Source organism: Microcoleus harperi Pol14_C6 (assembly GCF_036701295.1).
GTDB lineage: Bacteria > Cyanobacteriota > Cyanobacteriia > Cyanobacteriales > Microcoleaceae > Microcoleus.
Genome location: NZ_JAUBQN010000012.1, coordinates 24,440 through 41,792, shown reverse-complemented (window position 1 = coordinate 41,792; position 17,353 = coordinate 24,440). Strand labels below are relative to the sequence as shown.

General features: G+C 46.5%; 11 protein-coding genes. 5 read left to right on the top strand and 6 right to left on the bottom strand.

What is annotated here, in order from left to right:
* Window positions 1-132: 132 nt before the first annotated feature.
* From lpxB to QUA27_RS11175, 4 genes are all read left to right on the top strand, one after another.
* Complete coding sequence (gene lpxB, locus QUA27_RS11190) at window positions 133-1,290, top strand: lipid-A-disaccharide synthase (protein WP_333068023.1); 1,158 nt, start codon at window positions 133-135, stop codon at window positions 1,288-1,290.
* A gap of 151 nt (window positions 1,291-1,441) precedes the next feature.
* The gene (locus tag QUA27_RS11185; RefSeq protein ID WP_333068022.1) at window positions 1,442-2,704 is read left to right on the top strand and encodes a DNA cytosine methyltransferase; all 1,263 of its coding nucleotides are present in this window, start codon (window positions 1,442-1,444) and stop codon (window positions 2,702-2,704) included.
* Between the two features lie 594 nt (window positions 2,705-3,298).
* Window positions 3,299-3,643 carry a BON domain-containing protein gene (locus tag QUA27_RS11180; protein ID WP_333068021.1) on the top strand — a complete coding sequence of 115 codons (345 nt, stop codon included), beginning with the start codon at window positions 3,299-3,301 and terminating at the stop codon, window positions 3,641-3,643.
* A gap of 241 nt (window positions 3,644-3,884) precedes the next feature.
* Window positions 3,885-4,256 carry a DUF4278 domain-containing protein gene (locus QUA27_RS11175; RefSeq protein WP_333068020.1) on the top strand — a complete coding sequence of 124 codons (372 nt, stop codon included), beginning with the start codon at window positions 3,885-3,887 and terminating at the stop codon, window positions 4,254-4,256.
* A gap of 119 nt (window positions 4,257-4,375) precedes the next feature.
* On the opposite strand, the gene QUA27_RS11170 is transcribed toward QUA27_RS11175, so the two are convergent.
* The 6 genes from QUA27_RS11170 to QUA27_RS11145 all read right to left on the bottom strand — a co-directional run bounded on the left by QUA27_RS11170 (window position 4,376) and on the right by QUA27_RS11145 (window position 14,816).
* On the bottom strand, window positions 4,376-5,557 hold the full coding sequence (locus QUA27_RS11170) for an RtcB family protein (protein ID WP_333068018.1): 1,182 nt from the start codon (window positions 5,555-5,557) through the stop codon (window positions 4,376-4,378).
* 391 nt (window positions 5,558-5,948) lie between these two features.
* A complete protein-coding gene (locus tag QUA27_RS11165; protein WP_333068017.1) occupies window positions 5,949-9,173 on the bottom strand; it encodes an efflux RND transporter permease subunit in 3,225 nt (1,074 codons plus the stop codon).
* A 665-nt stretch (window positions 9,174-9,838) separates the two neighbouring features.
* Window positions 9,839-10,783 (bottom strand): GDP-L-fucose synthase family protein, encoded by a 945-nt coding sequence (locus QUA27_RS11160; protein ID WP_333068016.1) that lies wholly within the window; start codon window positions 10,781-10,783, stop codon window positions 9,839-9,841.
* A gap of 403 nt (window positions 10,784-11,186) precedes the next feature.
* Complete coding sequence (gene gmd, locus QUA27_RS11155) at window positions 11,187-12,218, bottom strand: GDP-mannose 4,6-dehydratase (protein WP_333068015.1); 1,032 nt, start codon at window positions 12,216-12,218, stop codon at window positions 11,187-11,189.
* Window positions 12,219-12,674: 456 nt separating this feature from the next.
* Window positions 12,675-13,406 (bottom strand): undecaprenyl-phosphate galactose phosphotransferase family protein, encoded by a 732-nt coding sequence (locus QUA27_RS11150; RefSeq protein WP_333054666.1) that lies wholly within the window; start codon window positions 13,404-13,406, stop codon window positions 12,675-12,677.
* A 243-nt stretch (window positions 13,407-13,649) separates the two neighbouring features.
* On the bottom strand, window positions 13,650-14,816 hold the full coding sequence (locus tag QUA27_RS11145) for a glycosyltransferase (protein WP_333068014.1): 1,167 nt from the start codon (window positions 14,814-14,816) through the stop codon (window positions 13,650-13,652).
* Between the two features lie 300 nt (window positions 14,817-15,116).
* Between QUA27_RS11145 and QUA27_RS11140 the strand changes: the two genes are divergently transcribed.
* Window positions 15,117-17,231 (top strand): iron uptake porin, encoded by a 2,115-nt coding sequence (locus tag QUA27_RS11140; protein WP_333068013.1) that lies wholly within the window; start codon window positions 15,117-15,119, stop codon window positions 17,229-17,231.
* The last annotated feature ends 122 nt before the right edge of the window (window positions 17,232-17,353 follow it).

Sequence of the window (17,353 nt, the reverse complement as noted above, 5' to 3'; positions counted from 1 at the left end):
TCGCGTCAGATAGGACTGCAGTCCTCACTACAAACCTATGAGCAGTTAGCTGTAGGGTGTGTCAGTTTCAAGCCTTGACGCAGCTAAAAAAGTTTTGCTCCCGGGCACCTTACTGATGATATCGAGGATTTTATGAAAATTTTTATCAGCACTGGTGAGGTTTCTGGCGATTTGCAAGGAGCTTTGTTAGTTGCAGCCTTAAAACGTCACGCTGTCGCGGCTGGTTTTGAGCTAGAAATAACAGGATTGGGCGGCCCTCGTATGGCAGAAGCTGGGGCTACTATTTTAGGCGATACTGTGGGCATTGGTTCTATGGGTCTGATAGAATCAGTGCCGTATATTTGGCCAACGATCAAAGTTCAGCAAAAAGCTAAACAATATCTCAAAAACTTCCGCCCCGATGCTGTTGTATTGATTGATTATTTGACTCCAAATCTCGGTATTGGCAGCTATATCCGCCGCTGTTTGCCTGATTTGCCGGTGGTTTGGTACATCGCACCTCAAGAATGGGTTTGGTCGATTTCTCGTCGCAATACCGATCTGATTGTCAATATTACCGACCAACTGTTGGCAATTTTCCCCGAAGAAGCTTGTTATTATCGAAAAAAAGGAGCCCAAGTGAGTTGGGTTGGTCATCCTTTGGTGGATAGAATGCAATCTGCGCCCAGCCGGGAAGTTGCCCGCAAAACTTTGGGAATTGTCCCGGAACAGGTGTCAGTAGCCCTAATTCCCGCCTCCAGACACCAAGAACTCAAGTACCTGATGCCGGTTATATTTGAGGCAGCTCAAATTATTCAAGCTAAATTGCCGGAAGTTGATTTTTTGATTCCGCTTGCTAACAAAGCTTTCCGCAGCAAAATCGAAAAAGCGATCGAGAATTACGGTTTGCGGGCTACTTTGTTAGAAAATCAAACTCTGGAAATATTAGCCGCTGCCGATCTGGCGATTACTAAATCTGGTACTGTTAATTTGGAGTTGGCTTTGCTGGATGTTCCGCAAGTTGTCCTCTATCGCGTCAGTCCGATTACGGCGATTATTGCTCGCCACGTGCTGAAATTTTCGATTCCTTTTATGTCTCCGCCCAATTTGGTGCAAATGAAGCCGATCGTCCCGGAGTTGCTGCAAGACGACGCTACTGCGGAAAATATAGTGAACCATGCACTGGAATTGCTGCAAAATGCCAATCGACGCCAGCAAACTTTGGCAGGTTATCGGGAAATGCGCGAAAGTCTCGGAGATGTGGGGGTGTGCGACCGCGCCGCTGCGGAAATAATGAAAAATGTCAAATAAAATACAGCTTCTTAAAGCAATTTTGGTATTCAAAGGTGATGTATAAACCCGGTTTCTTTGTATATGGCTCCTTGACAAGCCCAAGATTTGTTACCAAAAACCCGGTTAATTTCCTTAATTTTTATTAAAGCAACTTTGTTATTGAAATGTTATGCCAAGCAATCGGAAAAAGCGACCGATCGCTGTTGATTTATTTGCAGGCGCGGGCGGCATGACCCTGGGCTTTGAACAAGCAGGTTTTGATGTACTTGCCTCAGTCGAAATTGACCCAATTCACTGCGCCACACACGAGTTTAATTTCCCGCTGTGTTCTATTCTGTGCAAAGATGTTGCACAGCTTACTGGTTCGGAAATTAGGAAAAAATCGGCGATCGGGCGGCGCGAGATAGACGTAGTAATCAGCGGTTCCCCCTGTCAAGGATTCTCGATGATGGGCAAGCGCGATGTGGACGACCCGCGAAATTCTCTAATTTTTCACTTTAAACGCTTAGTTTTGGAGCTAAAACCCAAGTTCTTCGTAATGGAAAATGTGCCGGGAATTGCATCAGGAGAACACAAAGAACTCCTGAATACTTTAATTAACTCTTTTCTGGAAGCAGGCTATCAAGTAGAAGAAAACTATCAAGTTCTCAACGCGGTTCACTACGGAGTGCCTCAAGCTCGTAAACGCTTGTTTCTGATTGGGTGCAAAGCAGGTTATGAGCTACCAAAATACCCTCAGCAAACTACGATACTGCCGAAAATTAAAATTCCTAAACGCTATAAAAAAGTTAATTTACCTGCTGTCCCGACAGTTTGGGATGCGATTGGAGATTTGCCGGAAGTGGAAAAGTACAGCGAGTTGCTGCACCGAGATTGGGTAGTCGCGGAGTACGGAAAGTGCAGCGCTTATGCGAGTATAATGCGCGGGATTGATGGTTTGGAGGATGATTATTCCTACGATCGCGAGTACGATCGGCAAATTCTCTCTTGTAGTTTGCGAACTCAACACTCTCTGGAATGTATAGAAAGGTTTCATGCTGCTAAACACGGCGAAAAAGAGCCGATCAGCCGTTTTTACAAGCTTCATCCCCAGGGTGTTTGCAACACTCTCAGGGCTGGAACCGACCGAGCTAGGGGGGCTTATACTTCGCCGAGACCGATTCACCCGATCGCGCCTCGGTGCATTACTGTCAGGGAAGCTGCGCGACTGCATTCCTATCCTGACTGGTTTAGATTTCACGTTACAAAATGGCACGGTTTTCGCCAAGTCGGAAATTCTGTACCGCCGCTATTGGCGAAAGCTGTAGCAGCGCAGATTATTAGCGCTTTGGGCGTGGAAGCAATTAAGCCGAGTCTCAAACTGACCTGGGGATATGATTCGTTGCTTAAGCTGAATTGGTCGGAAGCAGAACAATATTATCTAAAAAGTTAAGAGTTAGATTTAATTATCTGTAACGAGGAATTAGTAATTGGTAATTGGTAATTGGTAAACAAGTAGTGATTTTTGCCTGTTATCTCCTTCTACAGAGCGGGTTAGATCACATCCCATAACTACTTATAGCAATCCTCGCATCATTTGTGAATTTCTTACGGACTCAGAGCGGGTTCGGGGAGGGTTTGGGTGGGGTAAAAAATTTACGACTCATGCAAGGATTGCTATATGCAGGACTACCCTTAATTAAGTGCGGGCTGCCGTCCCCTGTATCGGTAGACACAGTTCGATGACGTGCAGGAAATGTCCCGCGTAGTTAAACAAACCGAGAAGGTATTCCGGCGCGCTGTGCAGTTTTTTTTAAGGTGACAGTGGGGGAACTGCTTCGACTACGCCTCTACTATCGAAGGCGGAGCGATCGTCCTATACATCAAATAGCAACATCAACATCTAGATACCATTTAAGATTTTAGATTGTAAAAGTCTCCCGATAAAACATTTTGATAAATTTCGCTTAGTTTTGCAACAATTACGAGTCTTTTGGAATTCTAGAGCTATCTTGGAAAAAGTGTATTTTCAGGAGACTCAACTACTATGGGTTGGTTTAAAAGACTGTTCGGACTCGAAAAGCCTGAAGCCCCGGCTGAACCGATGGCACAAGTAGTACAGCAAGCAGCACAAGCGCAATCCATCGATCCTGCTAAAGTCGGCCCAGACGGAAATTTTGACGAAAGCGGGTTAGCGAAGCGGGTTGCTTTAGCTTTTGACAGCGATGCAGAAGTTGCTGATATCGAGACTGTTTATGTCGCTCAGCTCAGCAGCACAGTTGTTCTCAAAGGTCAAGTTCCCAGTCAGGAAATTCTCGACAAGTTAGTAGCGATCGCCTCTGCTGAAGAAGGTGCCACAAACGTGCAAACCGATCAGGTGACAGTCGGGTAGTTCTTCGGAACCGAAGCAGTTTCGCTCCGGGCGTGGCTCGAATTAGTCAAAAGCTCGATTAAACCCGCTGCAGCGGGTTTTTTCTTGCCCTCTGCCCCTCAAAATATTAATTTTTGTAAATTTAACGAATTCATCTTAAAAAACAGTATAATTGAATACAGAAACTAAAAAAGTTTTAGCCAAAAAAACCCAAGCTACTCTGACTGCCCTTTTTATCTCCATACATATAAGGATCAAAAATATGAAACTCACTTATCGCGGCGCACACTATGAGTACGACATTCCGACTGTCGATATGATCGAAGGCGAAGTCGCGGGCAAATATCGGGGTCAAAACTGGAACTATCGCTATCCGAGACACATTCCCGCCCCAAATAAATACGGCGGTACAAACCATACTACAAAACGAGATTCTCAAACTGGCGATCGGGATAGCGCAGCAGTTCGCACCCCAGGGGCGGTTGAATCTTACCCAACAGTGGTGGAAGTGGCGCAAGTCCACCAAGCGAATATTTGCAATATTCTCGATCGTAGAAAGCAAGCAGCCAAAGCCAATGGCGATGAAACACTGCTGCGCTTGCTAGAAATTGAGTCGAGACAGATGGTCTGTTAGAGAAAAGCTTCAGAAAACAAAGCGTTTGTCAAGAGGGGGAAATCAACAGCGGCTTGATTTCCCCCCTCTTCCCATAAAGTAATTTCCAGGTAAGTGAAGTACAAATAAACCAGTTTCTGTCATCCCTTGACACAAACCACCTGCTTCAAAGTCGCCACAATTTCCACCAAATCCGACTGCTGACTCATCACCTCATCAATCGGCTTATAAGCCCCCGGAATTTCATCTAAAAATTGCTCATCTTTCCGGCACTCAACCCCCTCAGTCTGCCGTACAAAATCATCCAGAGTGAATACATTCTTCGCTTGATTGCGAGACATCAAGCGCCCCGCACCGTGACTGCAACTACAGTAACTCTCAGCATTTCCCTTCCCTTTAACAATGAAAGATTTCGCCCCCATCGAACCCGGAATAATCCCGTAATCCTCAACATCCGCGCGCACGGCACCCTTACGAGTAACATACACATCTTCGCCAAAATGCACCTCTTTTTCCGCGTAATTGTGGTGGCAATTCACCTCTAATAACGGCTTAACAGATTTGCCGCCCGCGACGTACTTTTCCACAATTCGCTTAAACCGATTCATCATTACATCGCGATTAAAACGAGCATAATCTTGCGCCCACTGCAAATCGTGCCAGTAAGCGGCAAACTCCCGCGTACCCGCTACAAAATAAGCCAAATCTTTGTCAGCCAGATTAATTTCTGCCAGTTTAGCTAAATCTTTAGCAGTCTCGATGTGCTGCTGTGCGAGCAAATTTCCAATGCCGCGAGAACCGGAGTGCAGCATCAGCCAAACAAAGTTTTCAGTATCAACGCAAACCTCAATAAAATGATTGCCACCGCCGAGGGAACCCATTTGTTTTAAGGCTTTATTGTTTTGATGCTGCACGCCTTGATGAAGTTCCTTAAATTCCCCCCATCCTTGCCAGTTTGTGACAGTTTTTTCTACTTCCTTGTTTTCCGCAAATCCCACAGGGATTGCTGCTTCGATATCGAGGCGAATTTGTTTGAGTTTACCTTCTAATTTTTCCGCCTTGAATGGCATTTTAATCGCAGCCATCCCGCAACCAATATCAACGCCCACAGCAGCCGGAATAATCGCTTCTTTTGTGGCAATTACTGAACCGACTAAAGCACCTTTTCCTAAATGTACGTCGGGCATTAGTGCAACGTGTTTGAATACAAAGGGCAAAGATGCTACGTTGGCGGTCATCTTGGTTTCTTTTTCGCCCAGGGCGTGATTTGCCCAAGATAATACTGGTTTTGGGGCTGATATGTCTAATTTTTCGTAGGGCATTTTTGTTTAAGTTTGTTTGGCCAAATTGTTATGTAGTATTATTGTAACATAAAACTTCGGATGTCAAACGCATCTGACAGACTAATTCTCGTAGGGTGCGTCAGTCGGGAATTTCTTTTGGGAGTCATAGAATGTTTACTGGCGCACCTTACCCACTAATTCTTGCCGCGTCAACTTCACATCAAATGCAGTAGCGGTATTGTTGGTAAATCCGACAGTCCGACAGGGAATGAATTCCCTGTCTCATAGCTAAAGTCCTCTCAAAGAGGACTAAAATCGATCGCACTTCCCGTCAAAATCTACAGTCGGTTAAAACCGACTTTCGCTTTGAGGCAGGGGTTTCAACCCCTGCCGGATTGCGTCGAAGTGCGTAAAAAGCTGACACTACATTTTACAAATTCGTAGTCTTTATCCCCGCCTTCTGCACAGGAATAGCAACCGCCTGCGGTTTCTTCTTCGCTGCAAAAATCCCAAATAAGTCGTGCAGCAAAATATAGAAACACGGAATAATAAACAGCGTCAGCAGCGTCGCCAGCGACAAACCGGAAAACACCACCACACCCAAAGGTTGCAGGAATTCCGAACCGTCTCCAATTCCCAAAGCTAGGGGAAATAAACCCAAAACTGTAGTAATAGTTGTCATCAAAATTGGACGCAAGCGCTGAGGTGCAGCCCTGAGAATTGCTGTTGCGCGATCGACCTTTTCATCTTCCAGAATTTGGTTCGCCAACTCCACCATAATAATCGCATTATTTACCACAATTCCCACCAGCAAAATCGCCCCCACAATCACCGTTGCGCCGATCGGAGTTTTAGTCGCGTACAGCCCGAAAATCCCGCCAGCCAAAGCCAGCGGCACCGTCAGCATAATCACCAGCGGATCGACAAGCGAATTGTACTGCACCGCCATCACCACAAATACCAAAAACGCCGCCAAAGATCCCAAAACAATCAGCGAACTTTGCAATTCCCGGTTAGTTTCCGCCGCCGAACTAGGTATCACTCGCACTCCCGGCGGCAATTTGATTTCCGACAAAACTGCATCCACTTGTTTCAAAGCATCGCCCAAACTTGCGCCCTTATTAATATTCCCAGCAATCATGAAAACTTGGCGCTGGTTAAGCCTTTGAATTTCCCCAGGCGCTTTTCCCAGTTCAATATTCGCCACATCGCTCAAGCGGATAATGCTGTTATCCCTAGCAGTTAAAGGGATAAATTTTAGTGCTGAAATTGATTGAACAGCAGCGCGATCGAACTGTACCCGCACATCAACCAAACGGTTTCCCCGCTGCAATTGCGTGGGAACAGAACCTTGAATTGCTGTCTGAATCGCTTCTCCAATTTGCCTCGCATTCAACCCGTAGATTTCTGCTTGTTCCCAGTTGGGGCGAATCTGCACTTCCGTTTGCTGCGGATCTGCATCCGGGCGAAAAGTAGCTAAATTTACCTTCTGATCCAAAGTTGCCAATATCTCGCGGCCGGCTTGCTGCAATATTTGTTCGTTTTCGCCCTGAAGCAGGACATCAACTTCAGCGCCGCGCACTGGTGAATTAGTTAAAACCAAACCCCGCACATTTTCTGGATTCAGACGCAAACGAGTATTTTTAGGCAAATCAATTTTTTGATTCAATTCTTGCGTAACTCGCTGCACAAAATTTAATGTATTAGTGCCGGGTTTTAGCGTAATGTTGCACCCGCCGCGCAGGACATTCTCAACCGTATTGTTGCCGAATAACAGCCCGCCCACCGTCGTCAAAGTGTATTGAGTTTCTGGTTGGCTGAGGATAATTTTATCAGCTTCGGCCATGATTCTTTGGTTGGTTGCCAAATTTGTGCCGGCCGGAAACAAAGCAAACAATCTTGCTTGACCGGTATTAATTCTGGGCAATATTTCCTGGGGGATTTGACCAGTCATCAGCCAACTGCCGCCACCCAACCCAATAATCGCTACTGCAAGGATAATCAACCGCCACCGCACTATGCCCGATAAAAATTTACCGTAACCGGCGGTAGCATTGGTAAAAGCTCGATCGAATGCGCGCAGCGGCCAAAAGTTGCTCAAACCGCTGGATATCCGCAGCGCTAGCAGTCGAGAAGCCATCATCGGTACAACTGTCAATCCGACAATCAGAGAGGCGGCGACGGAGAAGGTGATGGTGAGAATTAACTCGTTGAAAAGTAAGGAAACCAAGCCACCGATGAGCAAAAATGGTAGTACGGCAACTAAGTTAGTAAGGGTGGAAGCAAATAAAGCTGATTCTAATTCTTGGCTGCTTTTTTCTGCTTGCTGGATCAACTGCTTGTTACTGAAGCGCTGACCGTTGGCACTTTTTTTATTGCTGCTTCCTTCGACAATATTCTCCAGCATCACGATCGAGTTATCGACCACAATTCCCACTCCCAGCGCCAAACCGCCCAAACTGAAGACGTTGAGAGATAGGCCAAAAACTCCCATCAGAATAATCGCCATTAAAGTTGCGAGGGGAATTGCCAGGACAATAATCAAAGTTTGGCGCAGGGAAGCGAGGAACAGCAAAACTGCTGCCCCCGCTAAAACGGCCCCGGTTAAACCAGAAAATAGGACGTTGCTAATAGAATCGCGGATGAACTTAGACTCGTCAAAGGTATTGACGATAGTCGTACCTTCGGGAATTGCCCCGGATGCTTTTAATTCTTCTAGCCGCTTTTTTATGCCGTCTACAACTGAGATTGTATTGGCGTCAGGCTGCTTTTGAATGCTAATTTTTACGGCTGCTTTCTGATTGAGAAATACTTTGACTCGCTCTTCTTCTGTACCGTCAATTACCTGAGCAAAATCTCGCAAAAACACTCGTTTTGGCGGATTGGAACCCGATGCTAGAAAAGAAATTGCCTGAATTTCTTTGGCGTTTTTAAATCGCCCGACGGTACGGGTTAAAGGTTCCCCTCCTTCTTGCCGCAGTCGCCCGCCGGAAGTGTCGAGGTTGCGGGATTCGAGGGCGGATAAAACGTCGGAAATACTGACGCCTAAAGATTGCAAGCGATTTAAGTCAATATTTACTTGAATTTCTTCTTGCACGCCGCCGGCCACGTCAATTGCTGCTATTCCAGGAATTACGTTTAGTTCTCTGGATAATTCTTCGTCGGCAAATACGCGCAAATCAACTCCTTGCAAGGAGTTGGAAGTGAGGGCAAATTCGTAAATCGGCTGCTGGGAAGGGTCAACTTTGAAGAGAGTGGGCGATTCAACTGTATCGGGAAGTCGGTTGCGGATGCGGTTGACAGCGGCGGTGGCGTCGTTGAGGGCCTGGTCGATGTTGCCCCCGGGTTTGAAGAATAAATCGACGCTGACTTGTCCTTCGCGAGTGCGGGAGAAAACTTGCATGACGCCTTCAGTGGCGGAAAGTCCTTGTTCTAGGGGGCGGGTAACTTCGTCTATTGCTACTTCTGGGGAGACTCCGGGGGCGTTTAAGCGCACGCCGATGCGGGGATAGGTGATGGATGGTAGCAAGTCAACGGGCAGTTGGGTGATGTAGAAAAAGCCCACGATTATAATAGCAAGTGTCAGCATGAGGGTGCCGATGTGGCGACGAATCGCGGTCGCGCTAATGCTGAATCCGGTTTTGTCGGGGGTCATTTGATTTTAGATTTTAAATTGAAAAGTTTACACCGTCAGTCAGCCTGCAAAGGAACGAATCGCGGGGCTGGCAACCAAATGGTTTTCGGTCAGGCTTTATTTTGTATAGGGAGTGAGAGAATATTTACGCTCCGCACCTGACAAGTAGTATAATAAATTTTAATAAATTGTCAAAAATGTTTTTTATAATATTCCTTTAGAGGTAGTCTATCGCCCACAATACAGATTGGCAGAAATTGCGATCGGCTTTTTTATCATCGAAAGCAATTGCGATTTACCGCTATCGTGGGGGTGGATTTACTATATTGTTGGTCTTACCCACAGATGGTTTGTAAAACCCGCCCCTCCATTCTTATTCGGCGTAGCTGATTTACGGTATGGAAGGCTAAATATGCCGGATCTTCCGTACTGAGTGCGCTAATTTATCTAAAATTAATGACCTAAATTTTTACACAGCAAGGGTTTCCGGTATTAATTTAGTTAATTAGGAGCCATTTTTTCCTTCGATTCATACATAGCTTAAGTTTTCAATACTTAAACTAATCGTTTGGCACAGTAAGTAAGCAAGAGCCAGCTTTACTAACAAGTTCTTTCTGCTGATTTACTGCCATTCACCATCTTTCCTAAAAAAACCCGGTTTCTTCAGGAAACCGGGTTTTTCACACTTAAACTGCGTGTTTTCGATACCAATCAATCGTATTTTTCAATCCTTCCTTAAACTTCACCTCCGCTACAAAACCAAACTTTTCCTTAGCCCTTTGGGTATCCAAACAGCGGCGCGGTTGACCGTTTGGTTTGTCTGTTTCCCAAACAATTTCTCCCTCAAATCCCATCAATTCGCAAATCGTTTCCACTAAATCGCGAATTTTAACTTCACTATTCGTTCCCAAATTAACCGGATCAGATTCACTGTAATCTTGCGTTGCCATCACAATTCCCCGCGCGGCATCTGTGGAATACAAAAACTCGCGGCTAGGGCTGCCGTCGCCCCAAACGGGCAGTGTTTTGTCTCCCCTTTCTTGCGCTTCGTAGACTTTGCGAATTAATGCGGGGATGACGTGGGAACTTTTCGGGTCAAAGTTATCTTCCGGGCCGTACAGATTCACTGGTAGCAAGTAGATACCGTTGAATCCGTACTGCTGGCGGTAGGATTGCAGTTGCACTAATAAGGCTTTTTTGGCAATTCCGTAAGGTGCATTAGTTACTTCTGGATAGCCGTTCCACAGGTCGTCTTCTTTGAAAGGAACTGGGGTTAAATTGGGATAAGCGCAAATAGTGCCTACGCAGACAAATTTTTCGACTCCTGCTTCGTAGGCGGCGTGGATTAGTTGCGCGCCCATCATCAAATTATCGTAAAATAATTCAGCGGGTTTGACTAGGTTTAAACCGATACCGCCGACGTGGGCGGCGAGGTGAATGATGATATCTTGTTTTTCGGCGGCGCGCTTGCAGTTTTCCATGACGCGAAGGTCGCAGTCGCGCGATCGACTAACGGAAATTTTATCAGCATCTGCCCCTGCTTTCACTAGCTGGTCGACTACCTGACGGCCCAAGAAACCGGCGCCGCCCGTGACTAGAATGCGTTTGCTGCTTAAATCCAAGCTTGTCATAATTTTAGCCTCGGGATTTTGAATAAAGGTCGATCGACAATTTCAATTCTAAAATTGTTGCTTTAGCAAAAAAAGCTTTAAAGTGCAGGATGAGGTTGCCCACACATTTGTTTTAGCTGCAGCCGATAGGGACAATTTGCGCCGTGCACACCCGAAAGTTAGATATAGGGGTCGCGACTCCCCAACTATCATTTTAATGTTTTTTTTAGCCCGCCCAGCTAAAAAAATTGCGAGCAATTAAGCCGGTTCTTTGAATGCCGATCGCGCTAATAGCTGTAACCATCCTCTAATCAGTTGTGAAGTGTATGCAGGGGAAATCCTCCGGTGCGCGCCTTTAACCAAAGGGGTAGACACGGGGCCCTACCCCTACAAATTGTTCGCGCTGACGGCTTAATTTAGCGACTTAATCAAATCCGTTGCCCGAACCTCGACCTTGCTCGTCTAAAGCTTTGATGTCAGCATCTACCATTAAATGTACTAACTCCTGAAAAGTTACAGAAGGTTCCCAATTTAATTGCTGGCGCGCCTTAGTCGAATCGCCTATCAACAGTTCAACTTCTGCCGGCCGCAAGTAGCGTTCGTCAAACTCCACATATTTTTGCCAATCTAAATTGACGTAAGTAAAAGCCAAATCGAGAAATTCCTTAATGGAATGGGTCTCGTTGGTAGCAATGACATAATCGTCAGGCTTGTCTTGTTGCAGCATCAGCCACATCGCCTGCACGTAGTCTTTAGCATAGCCCCAGTCGCGCTTAGAATCGAGATTGCCCAAGTAAATCTTTTTCTGCTTGCCGGCGACTATTCTGGCTACGGCGCGAGTAATTTTGCGAGTTACAAAAGTTTCGCCACGGCGGGGAGATTCGTGATTGAACAAGATGCCGTTGCAAGCAAAAAGTCCGTAAGATTCGCGATAATTTATTGTTTGCCAGTGTCCGTAAACTTTGGCGCAGGCATAAGGACTTCTGGGATAAAAAGGAGTTGTTTCCTTTTGCGGAACTTCCTGTACCAAGCCAAACATTTCCGAAGAACCTGCTTGATAAAACCGCACTTCTATGCCGGTGCGCTGCTGATAGTCCCGAATTGCTTCTAGCAGCCGCAATACTCCCATGCCTACTGCGTCAACAGTATATTCCGGCGAGTCAAAACTGACTCGAACGTGAGATTGAGCGCCTAAGTTATAAATTTCTACCGGCTGAACTTCTTCCAATATCCGGCGGAGAGTGGTGCCGTCCGTCAAGTCGCCGTAGTGTAGAAACAGGCGCGCACCCTCGCTGTGAGGATCGACATAGATATGGTCTATTCGATCGGTATTGAAACTAGAACTGCGCCGGATAATGCCGTGAACTTCATATCCTTTCTCTAACAGTAATTCGCTCAAGTAGGAGCCGTCTTGACCTGTAATACCTGTTATTAGCGCTCGCTTGCGTTGCGTCATCTGATTTTCCTGTGACAGGCTGTGTTAATTCACAATAAATCTTTTGGCAGAGGCTGTTGCTCCCTGCCGGCCGTATTCTCAAACTCTACGTTAACTGCTTTATAAAACTTATTCAAACTTAACTTTAGTTACCTAAAGCCAGTTGAAGTTTACTTCCTACGCTGTTGGGTAGTGGGCTATCCCAAGATAAGTAGGCTATCCCCCTTAAGCCAAAGGTTATAGAGTTAAGTTTAACACCTAAACCTAAAGTAGTCTATCTAGAAGAACTGATATTTCTAGATGAATAAGAGGTAGGTTTATTTAAGTATTTGCCCCGTTAGTTAAGCTCACAATTCTTCGATCGGCATCCAGGAACTGTTTAGTTTTGACAAAGAGTTTGTCGCTGATTGTCAGTAGTCAGCATCAGTGGTCAGTAACAAATAAAACTAACTACCGATGGCTGACTGCGGACAAAAATTAGTATGCGCCGTTATTTTTGGGAAAAATCACAACTCCAATTGTTTTGAAAACAATCCACATATCCATCCAAAGGTTTTTGTCATTTGCGTAATAGAGGTCGATTTGGACTCGGCGGGGATAGGGAATGTCGTTGCGACCGGACACTTGCCACAATCCTGTAATTCCAGGTCTTATGGTGAGAATTTTGTTGATGTGATTGCCGTATCTCGGCAGTTCTTCTTCAACTAAAGGTCTCGGTCCGACGACGCTCATATCTCCTTTTAAAACATTCCAAAACTGGGGAAACTCGTCTAAACTGGTCATTCGTAAAAATCTTCCAATCCAGGTAATTCGAGGGTCTTGTTTCAGCTTGAAATTGTCCTCAAACTCTTGACGCAAATGCGGAGAATTTTCCATGATTTCCAGCAATATATCGTCCGCATTTTCCACCATCGTTCTGAATTTAAGGCAATAAAACCTTTTACGGTTTTTGCCTACTCGTTCCTGTACGTAAAAAATAGGACCGGGCGAGCTTAAGGCGATTAAGAAAGCCAAAAGCAGGTAAACCGGAGCAAACAGGATCAGAACCGATAAGGAAAACAGGATGTCAAATAACCGCTTGAAAAGTTCTCCGTCGAGGCTCTGTAGAGAACGACTTATGCGTCTATCTCCTTGCAGGACAGACCCAAAACCGCGTCTTGCGATCGCTCGAATTACCTTGCCGGAGATTAGTTGGCTGTCGGCAGTCATCTTACTCCTTCACTTCACACCACACACAGTCCTGATCATAAAGCCTCAAGACGCTTTGTTCTCTCAATTATGTTTCCAATACTCAATTTTCTGCCTTCTGAAGGCTTCAAAAGGCACAAGGAAGAAGGAAGAGGGCTTCTGGCGGCAGAAGGAAAAAGGCACAAGGCACTTATGCAGAGGTCTTCTGAAGGCACTTATACAAAGGCAGAAGGGAGATTGTCCCGTTATCGGGTTCTGGCACTCTCAAGCCCCAGACTCGGTAAAATCACGGGAGTGAAATTCCTGATAGCAGCGTTCCACAAAAGCTAGATAGCGCTGCCCAAAAACTTCGGGGGCAAACTGTTCAGCGCGCAACCTGCAGATTTCTGGCCGAAATTTGCCTTGCAACTGCTCAAATTCCTTGACAGCTTCGACTAATGCTGCTGCGGTTTGGGAGGAAAAAAATAAACCCGTCCCTGTCTCTGGGTGTTGGCGAATGTCGAGCACTGTCTCCAAAGCGCCCCCTGCTGCATAGGAAATTACTGGTGTTCCGCAAGCTTGAGCCTCTACCAAAGCTATGCCAAAATCTTCGCAAGCTGCATATACAAAGGCTTTCGCCTCTGCCATGTACTTTTCAACTATGGAGGCGGGCTGCCAGCCGAGCACTTGCACGTTGGGTTTGGCGATTTGCCGAATCATTTCTAATTCTGGCCCGGTGCCGATGACAATTAGAGTATGCCCGAGTTGATTGAATGCTTGGACGATCGCACTTACGTTTTTGTAACTTACCAACCGACAAACTGTGACGTAAAAGTCCTGTTTTTGCCGCATCAAGGAAAATCGCTCGATATTTATCGGCGGATAAATCACCTCGGCCCGCCGCCGATAGCAGCGCCAAATTCGGCGCGCAGTGTGTTGAGAGTTAGCGATGAAATAATCAACACGATTGGCGGAAATTACGTCCCACTGTCGCAGTCGATGCAACAAATATCGCGTCAGCAGCCCCGGGATCCCCCGTCCGGCTTTGCTGCTACGCAAATAGTCAAAAGTTAAGTCCCAAGCGTAGCGCATGGGAGTGTGGCAGTAGCAGACGTGCAGTTGCTGGGGACTGGTGAGGATGCCTTTGGCGACAGCGTGGGATGATGAGAGGATGATGTCGTATTCTCGCAGATCTAGTTGTTCGATCGCGATCGGCAGAAATGGCAGATATTTTTGGACGCCGCTGCGGGCTGCAGGAAAGTGCTGCAAAAATGTTGTGCCAATCTGTCGCCCGAAAAGATAGCTTTCGGGATTGGCTGATTCAAAGTCGATGAGGGCATAGACATCTGCCTCGTCTACGTGTTTGAGGATTTCTTGCACTACGAGTTCTGAACCGCCAGTAGCTAAGGGCGTCAACCATTCGTGAACTAGGGCGTATTTGAGTTTTTTCACTTGTATTTGTAGCCGATCAAACGATTTGTTAGCGCCAGTGCTGTCAATATTAGTCTTACTAAGGGATAACTTACGCAATATCCAGCCATCAACCAGGTTTCTATGTAGGTATCTAGGTAAAACCAAGGATTTTGGGAATAAACGGAGTTTTTGTCAAATCAACCACAGCACAACTGCACTCTCCAGCAGGGATTTCCCCGATAGTTGACAAGAAATACTATTAGGCGGAATACTGAAGGTGATTTCCGGGCGCCTAAATCTTCGGAATCGGCGATCGGCTCAATGTGGTGTGAGGAAAAAATGTCCAAATTTTTGTGGAAGGGACTTTTAATTAGTCCCGCTGTAGTGGCAGCAAGTTTAGTCGTATCTTCGACGGCGCTAGCAGTAGAGCAACCTGTAGAAATTGCCACGGCAGCTCAAGCTGATAAATTGCAATTAGCAGGTGCTGCAACCGAGGCAGCCAAGTCTGAGACAGCAAAGCCTGAGACAGCCGAACCAGCGTCACTAGATAGCAACTTGACTGTTGAAACTATTGAGAAAGAAAGTGCGAACCTCTACGAGGGCTTTCCTTCGGATCGCTTCGCTAACGCTAACGATCCCATCGCCCCAGTTACCGAACAACCAAAAGCAACGGAAAACGCAGTTGCAGCAGATTTAAGCGAAACCAAACCCGCAGTAGCGCCCGTAAATTTAAGTGCCGAAAAATCAGTCGCGCAGCAAATCCCCGCAGTAGCGCCCGCAAACTTAAGCGAAACGCAACCCGCCGCACCACTGGCTAATTTAAACGCAGAAAAACCGGCCGCGCAACCCGAGCAAATTTCCCAATCCACAGATTCAAGCGCCCAACCTCAAGCACAGTCAAATGTTTTAGAACAAATCAATCAATACAGCGCAGAAGACAGTCGCAGCGAAGATGGGGCTGGCCAAGTAACCTCAGTTTCTCAACTTTCCGACGTTCGGCCCACCGATTGGGCATTCCAAGCTTTGCAATCCCTAGTAGAGCGCTACGGGTGCATAGCTGGCTATCCTGACGGCACTTTTCGCGGCAACCGGGCGATGACTCGCTACGAGTTTGCAGCAGGTTTAAATGCGTGTTTGGATAAAGTTACCGAGCTAATTCAAGGCGGTTCCAGAAATCTGGCGACGCGAGAAGATTTGGCTTCTGTGCAAAGGTTGCAAGAAGAATTTGCGGCGGAGTTGGCAACTTTACGCGGCCGCGTCGATGTTTTGGAAGCGCGCGCCTCGGAATTAGAAGCAAATCAGTTTTCAACTACGACTAAACTCAACGGCGAAGTGATATTTGCTTTGACGGGTATCGCCAGGGGAGATGATGCCGAGGGCCGCGAAGCTGATAAAACCACGGCTTTCGGCAGCAGGGTTCGGATCAATTTCGACACGAGTTTTTCTGGAGAAGATTTGCTGAGAACTCGACTGCAAGTTTTGAATCTGGGTTCGTTTTCTACGAATAATACGAAAACCGCTGAAGGAGAATTGCGGTTTAACGCCGGACCTTTTGCCGAGGCTAGCAATACTGTAGGTTTAGATGCGCTGCTTTACCAATTCCCTCTAGGGAAAAGCACGACTGTAATTTTAGAAGCCAACGCCGGCGCTGCTGATGATTTTGCTAACACTGTCAACCCTTACTTTGACGGAGACGGCGGCAGTGGCGCTCTTTCTAACTTCGGTACTCGCAACCCGGTTTACTATTTGACTGGCGGTTCTGGCATCGCTCTGCGGCATCAGTTTGGGGAAAAACTCGAGCTGAGTTTGGGATATTTGGCCGGCAATGCTGCGGACCCGACGCGGGGAAATGGTTTGTTTAACGGTTCTTACGGCGGTTTGGCTCAGTTGACTTTTAAACCGAACGACAACATGGCTTTAGGTTTAACTTACGTTAATTCCTACAACTTCGTTACTGGTACCGGCAGCAATGCTTCTAATTTCCCGGTGCGTCTCGGTTCCTTCGGGCTCGACAGCGACAGCACTCTGCCAGTTTCTAGCAATTCCTACGGCGCGCAAGCTTCGTGGCGGTTGAACCGGAGATTGGCAATTGGTGGTTGGGCGGGTTACACCAACCAGCGCATTTTATCCAACTTGGCTACTCCTACGGGTTCTGTACAGCGGGGAGACCAAAAAATTTGGAACTGGGCAGTTACTTTGGCTTTTCCCGATTTGTTGAAAGAAGGAAATGTGGCCGGAATTTTGGTAGGTATGGAGCCGCGGGTGACGAGTTCTACTAATCGGACTTTGCCGGAAGATAAGGATACTTCGCTGCACGTTGAAGGTTTTTATCAGTTTAAGTTGAGCGACAATATTTCTGTCACTCCTGGTTTGATTTGGCTGACTGCTCCTGACCACAATAAGGATAATTCTGATTTGGTGATTGGGGTGGTCAGAACGACGTTTACTTTCTAGGAGAAGCCCACACCGATTTTAGATTTTAGATTGGCGGTTGTAATCTAAAATCTAAAATCGCCAATCTAAAATTGTCCTAACTTGGGTTTAAGGTTTCAACAAAAACGACCAGCTTTAGCAAA

Coding starts and splice junctions, on each gene's coding strand:
- lpxB (WP_333068023.1), top strand. CDS start 133: ATGAAAATTTTTATCAGCACTGGTGAGGTTTCTGGCGATTTGCAAGGA.
- QUA27_RS11185 (WP_333068022.1), top strand. CDS start 1,442: ATGCCAAGCAATCGGAAAAAGCGACCGATCGCTGTTGATTTATTTGCA.
- QUA27_RS11180 (WP_333068021.1), top strand. CDS start 3,299: ATGGGTTGGTTTAAAAGACTGTTCGGACTCGAAAAGCCTGAAGCCCCG.
- QUA27_RS11175 (WP_333068020.1), top strand. CDS start 3,885: ATGAAACTCACTTATCGCGGCGCACACTATGAGTACGACATTCCGACT.
- QUA27_RS11170 (WP_333068018.1), bottom strand. CDS start 5,557: ATGCCCTACGAAAAATTAGACATATCAGCCCCAAAACCAGTATTATCT.
- QUA27_RS11165 (WP_333068017.1), bottom strand. CDS start 9,173: ATGACCCCCGACAAAACCGGATTCAGCATTAGCGCGACCGCGATTCGT.
- QUA27_RS11160 (WP_333068016.1), bottom strand. CDS start 10,783: ATGACAAGCTTGGATTTAAGCAGCAAACGCATTCTAGTCACGGGCGGC.
- gmd (WP_333068015.1), bottom strand. CDS start 12,218: ATGACGCAACGCAAGCGAGCGCTAATAACAGGTATTACAGGTCAAGAC.
- QUA27_RS11150 (WP_333054666.1), bottom strand. CDS start 13,406: ATGACTGCCGACAGCCAACTAATCTCCGGCAAGGTAATTCGAGCGATC.
- QUA27_RS11140 (WP_333068013.1), top strand. CDS start 15,117: ATGTCCAAATTTTTGTGGAAGGGACTTTTAATTAGTCCCGCTGTAGTG.